Below are 15,885 nucleotides of genomic sequence, written 5' to 3'. Positions count from 1 at the left end.
CAGCTCTTTAAGTTTGCTCTCTTCACTGCTGTCAAGTACGGTGCCCTGAATGACTCGCTGAGCTAAATTAGAGGATTTAAATAATTCCTGCTAGCGGAGAATAGCCTCAGTATCAGACCAACTATTGGCCGTTTTAGCATCGATATAAAGCACCATATGATAGTGATTACTTATTACCGCATAGGCGGCGATATCCAGCGCAAAGATAATAGCCAGCTTTTACATTACAGTCTCAATCCACTGGCGCCGGTGCTCATAATCCCTCCCCTCTTCCACAAAGGAATGCTCTGGGTACACAGCAGGAGACACTGTGATAGTTTGGAGTCGCACCAAGCGAGATCTGTGAGCGGCGAGGCGGGTGATGGGGTATTGTTGGTTTCCGTATTGTGTCAATGGCAGTGACGCCTTAAGCTCTACCTTTGATAGGTGTTCAGAAACAGACTTGTAAGCTAGCACAAGCCGGGGCCATCTCTGTGGTGGCTGAGCAAACGTTATGTGAAATCGATATGAACGAAATAGAGCTTGCCCGAAAATATATGGACATATTCTTTGAAACGAAGGACTTTGATTCATTAGACTTAATACTAGATGAAAAGCTTGATTTTGAAGGGCCATTGTTTAAATGTAAGTCGGCCAAAGAATATATAGAATCTTTGAAAGCTTCGCCTCCAGTTAATGTATCGTATGAAATGGTAGAAGAGTTTCGCAATCCGAATTCAATATGTTACATATATAAATTCACTAAAAATTGTAGAAGTACATTAATAGTTCAAACGTTTCATTTTAAAGTAGGCCGCATTAGTAAAATTCGTCTTATTTTTAATCCAGAGGAAATTTCATAAACCGGGTCGATAGTTTCTAGATACCAGCCCCACACCATCCATCAGGCGGGTCCGCAATGGGCAGTTTCCTACCCGTAATGAATATCTATCCATTGGATCACATGGCTTCGATGCCCCAGTCATCTTACCTCTGAGCTAAATCTTATAGGAGATATCTGCTCGTCAGCTCACAGTATTTTGCTGGTGGCTTCCTTTCGACAAGACCTATCGATGATGCAGTTGCCATTCGCCAGTAGTTAGCATTTAATGGGACCTTATTAAATGGTGATTTTCCTACAGCGGACCTTCACCCCATTAGTCTACATCCATTCTGGGCGCACCAAACGTAGGTACACCGACAAAGTTTGCGCTGTGCTTCAATTTTGTTCGTTCTACGAGCGTTATGCACTATGAAAAAATATGTTTGTCTTTTATTGTTGGCTCTCCAAGCCGGCTGTGCAAATATTGATTATAATTATGAATGTCAGTTACCTGATAATGAAGAGTGGATCAAGTTGGAAAGAGCTTCCAAGGCGATAAATCCGTTTTTTGAGAGAATAGATCTAGAACCACCAAAGAATGTCATCTGGTATTTGAACGACAGCAAATCAAAACTCCTTGCCTGTTCACCTGGTGATCGATCGGGTGACTATAATCATTGCGGTGAGAGAACCCAAATTTATAATCTTGACATCGGTAAAGATTATTTACTTGAAACTATCGTGGTTTGTAGTACGCCTCCACGCTAAATGAATAAAAACTATATAGGTCATTCATTTTAGTTACCGGCGTCATACCAGTCATCCTACGGAGCCAGAAAGAGCTATTCACTATCCGTAATGAATCTCTCTACCCAAAGATAGTGTCGAACAGCTCTTCATTTGAGTTGAGTGGCATAGTAATGCACCACCTCAACTTTATCCAACTGGATAATATGTCGCTAGATTAGCCCTATCTTTTTACGCATAGAGTTTGGATTCAGGCTTTCGCTATGCCCAAGATATTAAGCTTGGTGATAGGCTACTATGCTGTCGGCTGACTTCCATTTAATCACCTTGATAATTACTGACCTAGACGCTACTTCGCTACACCTTTTTTCTATCCCCACAATGATGGCTAGCGGATTTGGCCTACTTACAAGTCAGCGGCCCCACTGACAGTTTCGCAACAGCAAGCTAAACAGATGTACCCCAAATAAGGATGTAAACTTTCACTGCACAACTGATTCATTTACCCTAGCTGGTAGATCACATGGCTTCGATATCCTTGGCCGCCTCACCTCTAGGCAAAACCTTATATGACGTTTCTATTTGTTGGCTCGCAGTTTTTCTAGCGGCTTCCTCTCCACAAGACCTCTCGATATTGCAGTTGCCATTCGCTAGTAGTTAGCATTTAATGGAGCCTATTAAACGGTGATCTCCCTATAGGGGACTTTCACCCCATTAGTCCACGTCCATGCTGGGCGTACCAAGGCCAAATATGGCCGCCAATAAAGCTGGATGGACCTTCATTTCACTTTTTCGCAGCTACATTGCAGACCGTGTTAGTGGCGTTAGGTGAAAACCATTATCGAGTCAACATGATAGATCCCACACCAATAATAATGAACGTCATATCAACATTCTGGTACTTCATACCACTGCTAATTTTCGCTGGAATCTTCAAATCTCCTTGGTTTAAGGGCGTTATTGGAGAGGCAATAGTGAACCTTGCAATAAGGATCAAGCTTGATAAAAGCAGCTATCATCTCATCAAAAATGTTACTCTACCCACAGAAAATGGCACCACACAAATTGATCATATTCTAGTTTCAGAAAGAGGAATTTTTGTCATTGAAACAAAGAACATGAAAGGATGGATTTTTGGTACTGAAAAACAGAAACAATGGACACAAAAAATATTCAACCACACCAACAAATTCCAAAATCCACTACATCAAAATTATAAGCATGTAAAAACGTTAGCAGCGTGCCTTGGAATTTCAGATTCACATATTTTTTCAGTCATTGTTTTTGTTGGCGACAGTGAATTTAAAACAGAGATACCCCAAAATGTCACCAATGCTAGAGGCCTAATCCGTTACATCAAATCTATAAATGAACTTATAATCTCTCCCACGGAGAAAGAAGAATTGATTCAAAGAATTGAGTCAGGACGGCTCAAGCGAACTCTCAAAACCAACAGAGATCATGTGCAGCATGTAAAACAAATTGTAGCCAATAAAGAGTCAGAGAAAAGCTGCCCTAAATGCGGTAGTGCAATGGTTCAACGAGCATCAAAAAAAGGGGGCAATGCAGGCAACGAGTTTTGGGGTTGCAGTCAATTCCCAAAGTGTCGTGCAATTTGCACCTCAATCAGGTAGCCGGTTACTTCTAGCTACTGACCCCACACCAATCAACGTGTCAGTCTGCAATGAACGATCCCTATCCGTAATAAATATCTACCCATTGGGTCACAGTGCTCCAGTGCCCCTAGCCACTTCACCTCCAAAATAAGCCTTATAAGATGTTTCTATTTGTCAGCTCACAATTTTTTGCTGACAGCCTCCTCCCCACAAGACCTCTCGATGTTGCATTTGCCATTCGCTAGCAGTTAGCATTTAATGGAGCCTATTAAACGGTGATCCCCCTATAGAGGGCTTTCACCCCTTTGGCTCACGCCCATGCTGGGCGAACCAAGAGCAGCTAACATCGCCCCTTCGCTGCTACATTGCGACCGTTGCTGCAAGTATTGTATTTTAATTGGTGCTCACCTTGGCTATTTTTATATCTATTACTTTTTTAGTGGTTCCATTTATAAGTATTTTTTTATGGCTTGTTTTTGAAGTTAATAACTCTAGAAGAATCTATAGGGTTGCACTTGGGGTTCTATCAATTATCTCTACTGCATACTTTTCAGCCAGCATAACAAAAAAAGAAGCAGTTGCACTTCAAAAGTATCAACAAATGCTGATCGATAAGCAAAAGCCAGCTAGTGAGCGGTAGTTGGTTTTTGTATGTTAAGCCGATAAAAGTATGACGCCTGTATAATACTAGGGCTTTATGCTCCATAATCTGCTCGAACAGAATTTCAATACTTAGGAGCCAAATCAAAAATGGATCGGGAGTATCACTTGCCTAGGTGTTGAAGAGGGTTGGTTATATTGATTAACCCATAAAATCGACCCGTTATTGATTGATCAACATCGAAAGCCATGACGTTTATATTAGCCTGTGAAGCCCTTCTAATGGCTCTATGGCGATGCAAAAAACCCACGAACGCTATCGTGCGTACTGACGAGGGAAGCCAGTATTGATCTAAAGATTATCAGCATTAGCAATATAGTAAAAACTATTAAGGTAATTAGAGACTGGGCTGATACAATATCCGGCATTAAATATTATACTTGGGACATTCTTAATAATTATACACATGGAAGCCATATTTCAAGTAAACCAGAGGCTTGATAGTAAGCCAGGAAACAAATAGAGCTATTCTATTGGTCGAAATTTGGTGATATAGTTTAACTTCATCTAATGTTTGCACCCAGAGAATCTCCAAGAATAAAAGGTTCGTCAAGAGCTGTTTTCTACAACCTTGTTATACAATCGTTAATATAGTAAAGGAAAAAGTATGTCCCTTTTTAAGAACTGCCTGGCAATCACTGCTCTTTTATTTCCACTTTCAGGTAATGCTGTATTTACTGAAACTTATGAGATTCAGAGCCTGAAAGCTGCTACAAATGGTGTATTTGTAAAATTAAGTGGATTTAGAAATGATCCCAGTATAAGCAATTTGGATTGCCCCGATAACAATACTTTTGTAATGCTGAAAGATACTGATAATTATGAAGGGAGGTTATCATTCCTTCTTTCTGCTTACATGGCAGGTAAGCCAGTACAAATAAGTTACTATGACTGCCAGGGAAACTACATAAATATATCGTCTGTATTTATTGGGTAGTTCACACAAACCAAGTAGCCGGTAGCTTCCCGCTATCGGCCCCATACAGCCCTGCGTACGAGTCTACAATAGAAGGTTTTCACCCCAAATAAATTCCCCCAGCGATCAGATATCAAACTCAGTATTTAGTGCAATATGTATGCTATCAGATCTTTCCCTTCTTCAATAATTTTCACCGGGTGAACTACAGATAATTGCTAGCAATTCAATTATTGCCCTTCCATAATATATTTCGAACTTTTGTTCTCACTCCTTGCCAGCTATTTTCAATAGCTCATATTTAGTCGTGCCGGGTCCAGCAGTCAATATCAATACACTTTTTGATAGCCTTGCGCTAGCTAAAATAGTTAACTAAACAATGGGAAATTATCAATAGCAACTATAGGCCTGAGTCCATTTCATTTATGAGCCAGTGGCCATCCTGACAGCTTCATTGCAGCAAGTTAAACAGATCTCCCGAGGTATGATCGTGAAAATTTACTACATAACTGCATCACTAAGTTTTATACATAAGTTTTTTCAGTTTTATTTTATAAATCAATAAGTTACAGTTTAACCCAGTAAGAACTATAGATTTGGCTGGATAATTATGCAGGACTGGGTCATGGACGAAATAAAAAATCAGGTTATGGGTGATACACGCTTGAATAAGCGCCTGTCTAATATTCTCAGTAATTTAAGTTCCGACCCAAAGAATAGTATCCCCTGCGCAAACAAAACTTGGGCAGAAACGTTTGCGGCTTATCGCTTTATCGAAAATGATAAAGTCAACTTTGACTCTATTATGAGCGGCCATAAATCAGCAACTCTTGAGAGAATCAAAGCGCAGCCCGTTGTTCTTATTCCTCAAGATACTACCTTTTTAAATTTTGCCACTAACCTAGAAAGTAAAGAGATGGGAACTCTTCGACGGAAAGAGACCAATCAGCAACTTTTGCACACCTCAATCGCTATAACGCCATCAAGAGTTACTACCTAGGCAGCAGCAAAGAATACAGTCGACTCTTGAAAAAATGATTTCACAAGTTTTCTATTTTTCTTGATGCTCTGCAAATCTGCATTTGCACGACTCAGTAGTGTCTCACCTTTTTTCAGCGGCCTCTTTGAAGTCCCTATATTTCTCATATGATTCCAGACCAGCTCATCTGGATTTAGGTCTGGTGCATATGGCGGTAAGAACACCATTTCAAGCTTTCCATCCTGTGAATCGACATACTCCAATACCTTTTTCGATTTGTGTACTGGGTGCCCATCAACAATGAGAATCACTGGTCTTTTCTGACTTCTCTGGAAATTTTTGAAGCATTCTACGCACTTTTCTGCCGTGAACTTTCCACTATAAATATGATACCAGAAGCCACCTCTATTCGATAAAGCTGAGATCGCATTGATTGACTGTCTTTGACCACTCGTTTTTACCACTGGAGTTTTTCCTTTTTCTCCCCATGTCCTTTGGAGTGGATCGTCTGATCTGATACTAGCCTCGTCCAGCCAAAACATTTCTGCACCAGTTTTTTCGCATAAGATTTAATCTTTGGATAGACTTCCTTTACCCATTTATTCACCGCCTTCTCATCTCTCTCGTAAGCTCTTCGTAGAGGCTTTTGTGGCGTCAGGCCCAGTCGATGTAGAAGTGTGCCGACACTAGAAACGCTAAGTTCAATTTTGAATCTCTCAAAAATCAAATCCGATACGATCTGACGTGTCCACAATCCGAAATCAAAGCCATATTGCCTTGGATCGCCACCAATAATCCATCGTTTGACTTCCTCTTCTTCAATAGCTGACAGTTTTCTACCGCGTCCAGGTCTAATTTTTGGAGATAGCGCTTCAATACCTTTCTCCCGAGCAGTCCTTAACCATGGGAAAATAGTTCTGCTCCCCAGCCCTAAGCTACGACTAACGTCCGCCGCAGATTCTCCATCAAATACTCGCTGAACAGCAATTTTACGTATGAGGTGCTGCTCCTCAGTACTAAGTTTTCTGGCATCGTATTTCATGCAGTTTATATTACCAGGTGTACTGATTATTTCTGCCCCGCTAGTAACTTGGGTGTTGTTGAGGGTAGTATGTGGCAGAGAGACAAGGAATCAAGCTCTAATTCTCGCTATACCAAGTCGATAAAGGATAAGGAGAGTCGACGCTGGCTAGACCATTACGAAGCGGCTTGTCAGATACAGGAGCTCTGCCCTGAAAGCACAATTGTGAGTATTGCTGATAGAGAAGGTGATATTCATGAGTGGTTTCAACGGGCTGAAGATCAAAGTGAACAGCGGCGGGCGAGCTATATCGTTCGAGCTAAGGCCAATCGCACTTTAGAGCTCGATGGAGAAGAAACGGTTTTGCTTTGGGATCATATGAATGAGCAGAAATCTGTTGGTCTATACACGGTAGACATTCCCAAACGGAATGGAGAACCTGGAAGAAAAGCCAAAGTCAGTGTATCCACTACTGAGATACGGCTACTTGGGAAAGGAAAATCTAAACGACCACTTTCTCTCTATGCTGTATTGGCCAAAGAATTAAACCCACCAGAGGGTGAAAAAGGCATTGAGTGGATGCTGTTAACTGATCTTCCAGTTGAAGACTTTAAGCAGGCGAGAGTTATCATTGAGTGGTATCGAAGCCGGTGGGAAATTGAAACCTATTTTCGGGTAGTAAAAGGCGGATGCCAGATAGAAAGTAATCGTTTTAGAACAGAGCAGCGAATGTTGAATTGTATTGCGATCTATATGATTATTGGATGGCGACTACATTCGATAACTACACAAGCAAGAAGTCTTCCTGATGAACCATGTACGAGTGCTTACTCTGAAAAAGAATGGCGCATGGTATGGATGATGCGAGATAAAAGTTGCCCACCGAATATACCTCCAAGCATGAGAGATATAACGCGTATGTTGGCAGGCCTAGGGGGATTTCTAGGACGTAAAGGTGATGGCGAACCAGGGGTTAAAACTGTTTGGCAGGGATATACCAAACTGCTCCATTATATTGAAGCAGCAGAGGCTTTAAATGGGCTTAAATGATGTGTATAAAACACAGCTGCATCATTACCCTACCCGCTAGATCACGCGGCTTCGGTGTCCTTGGCCACCTCGACTCCAGGCTAAGCCTTAAAGGATATTTCTATACATCCCCATATAGTTTTGCTAACGGCCTCCTCTCCATAAGACCTTGTGCTGTTTCAGTTGCCATTCGCTAGTAGTTAGCATTTAATGGGACTCATTAAATGGTGATCTTCCTACAGGGGACTTTCAGCTCATTAGTCCACACCCATACCGGGCGTGCCAAGTTACCGTACAATCGTACAGCAGAGCTGCGCCGAAACCGCCACTGCGCGGCTCGCCTGTAAGAAAGGCGTTATGCAATAAGGGATAAAAATGCTGATTGAAGAAATTGGGGTAGGTATTTTCGGAGCAATATTTAGGTTTCTTGGGTGGGTATTATTCGAAGTCATTATTGAAGTGTTAATAAAAGGTCTAGGATATCTAATTTGCCGCCCCTTTAAGAAAGTAAATATAGATGATGCTTTCTGTATTGTTTTGGGGCTTATTGCTTGGGTAGTAATACTAATCTCAGTAATGCTAGTTACGGATTGGGTATCTAAAAATACAGATATAGACTCATGCCTCGATGATGGTGGTCGTTTTAATTATCAATCAAGCATATGTGAATACGAGTAATTTAAACGTGTATAGCAAAGCTATCAGAAATCGTCAGCAAACTGGCTGGACCTCCGCTGCAACGCTCATTTTGAGCCTAATAGCACAAAGCAGTCGTAGCAGTTCCAATCCTTTATAGTGACATAAGTGTAACCATGAAAAAATACTGACTTTAACACTGCTCTGTTTAGTTTCTGGCAAGGCACTTTCTGATTGTTCTTTTAAATCACAAAAGAATAGCTACAAACCAGACTGTACTTGGCTGAGATCGAGAAGCAAACAGCTAAATCGAGCAGCCAGTAGTTTCTACCCCCACACCATCCATCGTACAGGTCTGTAATACGTGACTCCGTAGTCCTAATAAACCCCCACCCAACGATCACTAATGTACCATCACTTTTTCAATCCCCGCGATAGCAACTAACGAGTTGGGCCTAATTATGAGTTGGCAAGCTAAACAGATTAGCTTAGACACGGGCATGAACTTTCACTATATAACTATATAATTTACCCCTTATCCATGGTTCATATGCCTTCCGTATCACAGGGCACCTTACCTTCAGCCCAAGCCTGATTTGATGTTTCTGCTCATCAGTTTTTGCTAACCGCCTCACTCCCTCAAGAGTAAACGGCTTTGCAGTTGCGATTCGTCAGTAGATCGCATTTAATGGAGCCCATAATCACCCTACAAGAGATGTTCACCCTATTAAAGCATGCCTATGCTGGGCGTACCAAGCACCAGAAATAAATGTGGCTGCGGTGAGCATTAGAGCCCCCACAAATTCAGAGACTATGATCAGTATGATAATAAATCTTGATATTTTAAATGAAGAAATAGCAAACCAGGTTTTCATAATATTTCAACGCTCCTATAAGGTTGAAGCTCAACTAATAGGCGTTACTGACTTTCCGCCACTATCTCGCAGCGCTCAAGATATAAAAAATTCTAAATCATTATTTTACGGATTTATTGACAAGAAGTGTCTAGCCGCAATTATTGAAATTACTATAGAAGGTAAGCGGTTAGAAATTAACAGCTTAACTGTTGATCCAAATCATTTTAGAAAAGGAATAGCAGGCAAATTGCTGAGCTACATTCTAGATGAAATTGAATTTTCAGAAGCAATTGTAGAAACAGCAACTAAAAATGATCCCGCAATTAATTTATATGAAAAATATGGTTTTGTTGAATTTAAACGATGGACTCCACCTCATGGTATTCAAAAGGTCGCTTTGTCATTAGAAAATTCGCTCTAATTAGGTTAGCCGGTAGTTTCTAGCTATCGGCTTCACGCCAACACTAATACTATCCGTGCTAGAAGTCAGCAACGGGCGACTCGCTATCTATAACATGATAAAAGCATGCAATTTTAATGAATTTATAACCTTTGATCGCTGACTCTTATTTACCGCAATTGAATTTATTCACGACGTCCAGGTCTGAAACCTTAAGATTCATTAATAGAGAGCGATACCTCTCCAATAAATTTTATTGCAATCATTCTTTAACTCATTTTTCGGCCAATTTTGACGAGATAAGCTCAGCCACTGTTAACCCCCTTGGTCACTCCCAACAACTCCGTTATCACTAGATCATTGCTGAATACCACTTGATACGCGTGATATAGATGACCAGAGAGTACTGATAACTTCGTGAGAGAATTATTACTCCAACACATAACGGTCAATCCTCAGTCTATAGCAACAACAATGGCCAACAATGATAGCTGAATAGAAAGCAGCGATTGGCCCAGCGGTGCCACACTGGCCTGTTATTACCATTCGGGATAGGCTTTACCTACATCACAGACAAACTAGATCTATCTTTATGGATATTTTCGGCTTCACTCATAAGGTAAATTGGCAGTATTGAGCTAAAATAGTCATCAAAGACTAAATCAAACACTTAGTCCAGATCAGCGAGATTCAACTGATTATTTAGATTATGGCTATTGTTATACAGTGCATTAAGTTATAAGACTCTGGCTAAAATCACGATATTTTATATATAGAGAAAATCACAATGTGTTTTTCAGCCACAGCTTCATTCGGATCAGCAACACTGCTTCTTGTCGGCGGAGCTTTATGTACAGCACATGCGATAAAAAATGATAAAACTTATTTATTACTCGCGATCACTCCTATCCTTTTTGCCCTGCAACAAGCGACTGAAGGCGTTGTATGGATTGGGCACAATGAGAATTTATTCACATTGACAGCATTATCTTCCATTTTGTTTTTATTTTTTGCCTTCTTTTTTTGGCTTACCTGGATACCAATCGTAGCCTATAGCCTAGAAACAAAAACATGGAAAAGAGTTTTTTTTATCGCATTGATAATTATAGGCTTTGTTTTCGGCTTATATCTCTGGATACCAGTTCTACTAGAAACAGGACCAAGGCACCTAATACAAACAGATGTATGTGGACATAGCCTTTGCTATAAAGTATCCGGTGGCGGCTTATTATCCGTTATAGCACGAGATATTATTTATGCCTCACTCGGTGTTTTATTCTTATTGTCCAGCGACTGTCTATTTAGAAAGTTTTGGGCGCTTGTCATGCTATTCGGACTTATCACCTTCTTCACTCAGAAGGAAACATGGGTATCAACTTGGTGTTTCTTTGCTGCGATATCGACTTTATGGATTTATTTTCTAATAATAAACAATCACAAATCAAAGACAAGAAAACAAGTCTCATAACTCTGAGAGGAAAATTAATTTGATTATAAAGATAGGGGTGATATTAACTATTTTGCGCCTGCCATAGATTAAGAATCAAGGAAACTTAATGCCCTTTGTGCTTCCCAAGAATTCCCCTTTATAAACATATGTATCAGATTCACAGATCAAGAGTCTTCTTTGCAGCTTCATGCGAAGCTAGGTGAATATGGCAAGTTAATCGGGAGCCAATTATATCATGAGTCAAAAATCGAAAATGTCATTTCAATTAGATACTACTATATACAGCGACATATATGATTATTTAGAAGAAGCGACACAATGAAGATGGGGACTTTGCGACTTAACCCTTCGGAAAAGTAAATTCTTATATAATTTTTTCAAACAGAGATAGTACCTGTATTTATTAGATGCGTAGAGAGTATACGGAACAAAATTCTTAACTACGCTCCGGCCACAAGTGGCCTCCGCCGGGCAACCAAAATGCGCGTCACTCTGTAGAAGCAATACTTTGCCCATACCAAGATATAAGTTGGGTGGATATTAAGGGCAATTGGTTCAGCTTACTCACTATAAATAGGACAATTATAAGATACAATTAGAGAATCAGTCTTGGTACCGAAAAGCAACATCATCCTCTACATGGATTGGGCCTTCAGACCATAGCTCTGCTGCAACAATACGGCCGCTTCTCATGGTGTTCAAGTAGCAAAAGACCAATGTGTATCTTTGCCTCCTCAGAAATGATCAAATCTTTATCATAAATGATGATTCCAAGTGAATCCTGGTTTAGTTTTCACTGATGAGTGTGCTATTTTTCACTTCGAAATACGATTAAAATATGGGGTAAACTTCTCTAAAACCTCGTCAGGTGTGTTGGATATGGGTACTCTCAGGAATCTGGAAAAGAAGTATGATATTGTGCTTCCAAGGAAGTACGTTGAATGGTACAAGCACGGAGGCCATAAAGTTAAAAGCCTCATCGGAACCGACGTAGATTTTCCTAGATTATCTGAATTACAAGTATGGGCTCAGGAGTTATTAGAAGAAGATAATTCTAATTTTAAACTACCGCAAAAAAGCTTTGTATTTCTGATGCATCAAGGTTATCAATTCATGTATTTTGTATGTGATGGAAACGAAAACCCAGCAGTGTGGCACTACTACGAAGGTAATTTGGAGCCTGCAGTAAAGTGGAGGTCATTCAGTGAATACATGCGAGACACTCAGTAAATGTAGCTATGCATGCCCTATGGACTGGACTCATGGCTATACTCTTCGTCCATCCTGTGGACGTTATGCACAAACATACCATGAAGAACGTTCTATCGTTTTTCTTAGTATTCATCCCATTTATCGATCTAGCTCAGTCTTGAGAGAAGTTCTGGCTGGACTTCCATTTCTCAGCTTCGCCTTTGCATTACAGCCCATTCGTTAAATTTTATATAAACTTAAGGATAGAATAATGAAATTAAATCAGGTAACTTTACCCGTATCAAATATGGAAGTAGCGACAGATTTTTATAGACGTATGGGGTTCTTACAAATAGTAGACACGCCTCATTATTCGCGATTTGAGTACCCTGACGGGGAAGCTAGCTTTTCCCTATCACTTGAAGAAGGAAAATACATAAATGGTTGTGTCATATACTTCGAAAGCAATCAACTTGACAAGCTAGTATCTGATCTAAAAGAAAAGGGTTTCGAATTCGATCAAGAACCAATGGATATGCAGTACCTCTGGAGAGAAGCAATAATTCACGACCCTTCCGGCAACAAAATCAAACTATATTGGGCCGGTAAGAATCGTCTAGATCCGCCTTGGAGAGTAGAGAGAATTGTATAACAATTGTGTTTTTCACCCTATGAGCTGGTGTCACCTCGGAAGACCGCTCGCAGTATGTACATTTTCATAGGAGCTTTATGTGTGCCGGTGTATTTACATACCATGCCTATTGTTAACGCATTGGCAGATACCCTCTTCTAAAAAAGCATATCAAAACCTCTACGTAGCATTGATTCTGCTACAAGTGCTCTTGGCATTTTCCGAATGAAAAAATGTAACTTTTATAGAATTTGTACACTAGCGCCTCTGACTGCCCCTTTTTTATTCTTATTGGTTGACAGTTATTGGTCTATTTCCATTGCGATGTATACATTACTTGGAGCACCATTTTTTCTTCTTTTTGCAGTCTACTTTCTCTATTCAACAAGAAATAAAACCAGTAACGAAATTGAGAGGTATATGCTTAGAGCACCGTTGAAGTTCTCATTTTTCACGGGCAGCATTTGTCTTACCTTCTCATTTGGAGCAACTATTTATAAGAATGGGCCGTATATAGACATGGCTTTTGAAGCAATCGCAGTAACGATATTCTTTATGCTATGTTCAATTATTATAGGCTATTTCTATGTCATTCCTGTATATCTTCTCGGAAAAACTATATTCCACAAATATGAGTAACAATACTTTGTAAGAGAAATCTAGTTTTGCCTACCTTCTCACACAACCATTTAAGCCCAACTACCCCAGAGCATAAGCTAAGCTACTAAGTTGATTATGAAATTTGTAGACGATTATCCAACATGCGACGAAACTTATATAACTCTAAGAATATACTGCGGAGAAATATCACCTGACGTGGTAACAGAAATACTTGGTATTAAAGCATCAGATAAAATCTACAAGGGAAAAACTGTAAATGGCCGTAAAAGACCTGCAATTTTAAACGGTTGGTTTCTAACAAGTGAGGGTAAAGTTGATTCACTAGATTCTCGAGCACACCTTCACTGGCTATTCAGGCTAATAGACGGAAAAGAAAGCCCTTTAAACCAAGTCACCAAGTTGGTTGATAACGTATATATCAGCTGCTACTGGCGTTCCAAAAGTGGGCACGGTGGGCCAAAATTAGATACAGAACAGATGGAAAAGTTAGTAAAATACGGCCTTAATATTGAATACGACGTGTACATTTAAAAGCAGGTGCACATCTCCCCTAGCTTCAAGCATTAAGCGCAACCCTTTTACACTGCAAGCAGATCATTTTACAGCCCCATGAAAAACTCATTCGGTGACTTTCCACCTCGACTCGCTCTTGGTCTACTATTCAGCCAATCCATTAAAAATTGAATTTGCTCGTCTATTATTTTATTACGGTCGGTATCCCCTGGGAAATACTTTCGAATGTGGCCGTTACCATTTAAATTAGTCACTCTCGCAGGATGAATATAGATGTGTAAAAAATATCAGCCTCTAAACCTTTTACGATCGTTTCATGATCAGCGAATTCAAGACCATTATCGAATAGTAATTTTTATGATTTTATCTTTGCTCACTCTATTTTTAATCTTTCCGCGTCAATCATACTTACTGTAGCGCTTACTGCGGGGCTTTGATGCATTCCTAAAGTGCTTGTATAAGCCTCCACCATTTGCCTGATCTAAATAAATTATTTTGTAGATCGTATCATCATGGAGTGATACACCCATATATTTTTTAAATAGCTTACAGTCTGCTGAGACTTAATTCTTTCCGAGTTTGGATATCTATTGGTTGCTACACAGCATCGGTTACTTTTTACGCGTTATATGCTTTCTGGCGTCTTAGCTCCGAGAGCTTATATGCTTAGATATCATCGCATGCCTATATTCTGTCGCAGCTCTCGGCCGATTGTTAAGGGGTGTATCTCTTACACTTTTGCTATTGCTTTTTGAGAGTGTCCTCCGTCTGGAATCGTTCATTCTCGCTCAGCTGGTAGTAGTTCATCAGTGCCTTTCTCTTGGCCGGGAGAGGCTCCCTACCAACTTAGCCCTTATCAATTGTGCTTAATATCCGAAACCAAGATTTTAATCCCACCCATAGTTTGTTAATATGCACCACAATACATACTATTCTCAAGGCGTAACGATGAAACAGCTTAAGTTAAGTGTCTAGATTTAACAGGTATTAACATGGTTTTCACAAGTTAGCCTAAAACTCTATTTTGGATAAAAACAGTAAAGCTGTGAAAATTTTCAAGTATTGGGAAGCATGGTGAGCACATTACATAGAGACCAAAAAACTGTAAATTTATACTTATTCCAGACCTTATTTTGGTTCACCACTTTCACAATTAAATTTAAGTTCTACAAATATCGTTGCGGGGGCATTAAGCCCATATCAATATTAACTTAACAGCCAAGAGAAACACATGAAAAAACTGATACTCTTACCTGTACTTATTCTATTATCAACTTTTGCTCGAGCTGAGGAGGAAAAGCTAGTAAGTGGCATTGATATGTTTTCAATGATTCAGATAGAGCAAACAAAACCAATATTTGACTACTGCAAAGAAAACGTTCCAGATAAGAAGGTTGAGATTGAATCTTCTTTTTCGCACTTCTCTAAAATTTCCAGGGAAGCGATATTACTACTCATGGAAGAAGAACATTTTAATTCTGATGAACTAAAAAAACCTAGCATCCCCGAAAGCCAAGCCTTACAAACCAGGGAAATGATATCTAAACTTGGCGAGAATATGCTGGTTCAAATTAAGGATAAGAATCCCGAGGTATTTTGCAGCAACATAGTGAAAATGATGCAAGGCCATACCGTAGAATCATACAAACTCAAGCTTCAGCCACAATTGAAGCAATATTTACATAAAATAGAATTAAGTAAGACTGAAAATCCTATGGGAATTCAGCATAAGGATTAAGCATTGTAAATTTACAATGAATATTGACGGAGACTCTGAGCAACTCCGTAATGGCTCTGCGAGCCCTGAAGGCGGCA

General features: G+C 39.9%; 16 protein-coding genes. 14 read left to right on the top strand and 2 right to left on the bottom strand.

The features are described 5' to 3' along the window. Window positions 1-476: 476 nt before the first annotated feature. The 6 genes from P0078_RS19830 (at window position 477) to P0078_RS19805 (ending at window position 5,742) form a co-directional block, all read left to right on the top strand. Complete coding sequence (locus tag P0078_RS19830; protein ID WP_282931621.1) at window positions 477-842, top strand: hypothetical protein; 366 nt, start codon at window positions 477-479, stop codon at window positions 840-842. 389 nt (window positions 843-1,231) lie between these two features. Next, window positions 1,232-1,570: a hypothetical protein gene (locus P0078_RS19825; protein WP_282931620.1), complete on the top strand. Its 339-nt coding sequence runs from the start codon at window positions 1,232-1,234 to the stop codon at window positions 1,568-1,570. A gap of 830 nt (window positions 1,571-2,400) precedes the next feature. Then, window positions 2,401-3,183, top strand: coding sequence for a nuclease-related domain-containing protein (locus tag P0078_RS19820; RefSeq protein WP_282931619.1), 783 nt, complete (start codon window positions 2,401-2,403; stop codon window positions 3,181-3,183). Between the two features lie 391 nt (window positions 3,184-3,574). Beyond that, on the top strand, window positions 3,575-3,805 hold the full coding sequence (locus tag P0078_RS19815) for a hypothetical protein (protein ID WP_282931618.1): 231 nt from the start codon (window positions 3,575-3,577) through the stop codon (window positions 3,803-3,805). 628 nt (window positions 3,806-4,433) lie between these two features. Then, window positions 4,434-4,763, top strand: coding sequence for a hypothetical protein (locus tag P0078_RS19810; protein WP_282931617.1), 330 nt, complete (start codon window positions 4,434-4,436; stop codon window positions 4,761-4,763). 589 nt (window positions 4,764-5,352) lie between these two features. Further along, window positions 5,353-5,742 (top strand): IS4/Tn5 family transposase DNA-binding protein, encoded by a 390-nt coding sequence (locus P0078_RS19805; protein WP_502867284.1) that lies wholly within the window; start codon window positions 5,353-5,355, stop codon window positions 5,740-5,742. On the opposite strand, the gene P0078_RS19800 is transcribed toward P0078_RS19805, so the two are convergent. Both P0078_RS19800 and P0078_RS19795 read right to left on the bottom strand, forming a co-directional pair. After that, a complete protein-coding gene (locus P0078_RS19800; protein WP_282931615.1) occupies window positions 5,739-6,263 on the bottom strand; it encodes an IS630 family transposase in 525 nt (174 codons plus the stop codon). The two genes, P0078_RS19805 and P0078_RS19800, sit on opposite strands and share 4 nt — an antisense overlap. Then, window positions 6,179-6,763: an IS630 family transposase gene (locus tag P0078_RS19795; RefSeq protein ID WP_282931614.1), complete on the bottom strand. Its 585-nt coding sequence runs from the start codon at window positions 6,761-6,763 to the stop codon at window positions 6,179-6,181. Before P0078_RS19795 ends, P0078_RS19800 begins: the two co-directional genes overlap by 85 nt. Between P0078_RS19795 and P0078_RS19790 the strand changes: the two genes are divergently transcribed. From P0078_RS19790 to P0078_RS19755, 8 genes are all read left to right on the top strand, one after another. After that, window positions 6,722-7,792 carry an IS4 family transposase gene (locus P0078_RS19790; protein WP_282931613.1) on the top strand — a complete coding sequence of 357 codons (1,071 nt, stop codon included), beginning with the start codon at window positions 6,722-6,724 and terminating at the stop codon, window positions 7,790-7,792. The genes P0078_RS19795 and P0078_RS19790 overlap by 42 nt on opposite strands. Before the next feature lie 354 nt (window positions 7,793-8,146). Further along, complete coding sequence (locus P0078_RS19785; RefSeq protein ID WP_282931612.1) at window positions 8,147-8,449, top strand: hypothetical protein; 303 nt, start codon at window positions 8,147-8,149, stop codon at window positions 8,447-8,449. A 729-nt stretch (window positions 8,450-9,178) separates the two neighbouring features. After that, window positions 9,179-9,685, top strand: a complete 507-nt coding sequence (locus tag P0078_RS19780; RefSeq protein WP_282931611.1) for a GNAT family N-acetyltransferase — start codon at window positions 9,179-9,181, stop codon at window positions 9,683-9,685. A 766-nt stretch (window positions 9,686-10,451) separates the two neighbouring features. Next, complete coding sequence (locus P0078_RS19775; RefSeq protein WP_282931610.1) at window positions 10,452-11,132, top strand: DUF6629 family protein; 681 nt, start codon at window positions 10,452-10,454, stop codon at window positions 11,130-11,132. An 861-nt stretch (window positions 11,133-11,993) separates the two neighbouring features. Next, on the top strand, window positions 11,994-12,344 hold the full coding sequence (locus P0078_RS19770; protein WP_282931609.1) for an SMI1/KNR4 family protein: 351 nt from the start codon (window positions 11,994-11,996) through the stop codon (window positions 12,342-12,344). Between the two features lie 232 nt (window positions 12,345-12,576). Continuing rightward, entirely contained in the window at window positions 12,577-12,957 is a 381-nt protein-coding gene (locus P0078_RS19765) for a VOC family protein (RefSeq protein ID WP_282931608.1), read from the top strand. 714 nt (window positions 12,958-13,671) lie between these two features. After that, on the top strand, window positions 13,672-14,088 hold the full coding sequence (locus P0078_RS19760) for a DUF4279 domain-containing protein (protein ID WP_282931607.1): 417 nt from the start codon (window positions 13,672-13,674) through the stop codon (window positions 14,086-14,088). A 1,213-nt stretch (window positions 14,089-15,301) separates the two neighbouring features. Beyond that, complete coding sequence (locus P0078_RS19755) at window positions 15,302-15,808, top strand: hypothetical protein (RefSeq protein ID WP_282931606.1); 507 nt, start codon at window positions 15,302-15,304, stop codon at window positions 15,806-15,808. The last annotated feature ends 77 nt before the right edge of the window (window positions 15,809-15,885 follow it).

It is taken from the genome of Microbulbifer sp. VAAF005 (assembly GCF_030012985.1).
In the GTDB taxonomy this organism is placed as follows: domain Bacteria; phylum Pseudomonadota; class Gammaproteobacteria; order Pseudomonadales; family Cellvibrionaceae; genus Microbulbifer.
The sequence above is the reverse complement of the archived record's forward strand: the minus strand, read 5'-3'. Positions and strand labels throughout refer to the sequence as shown.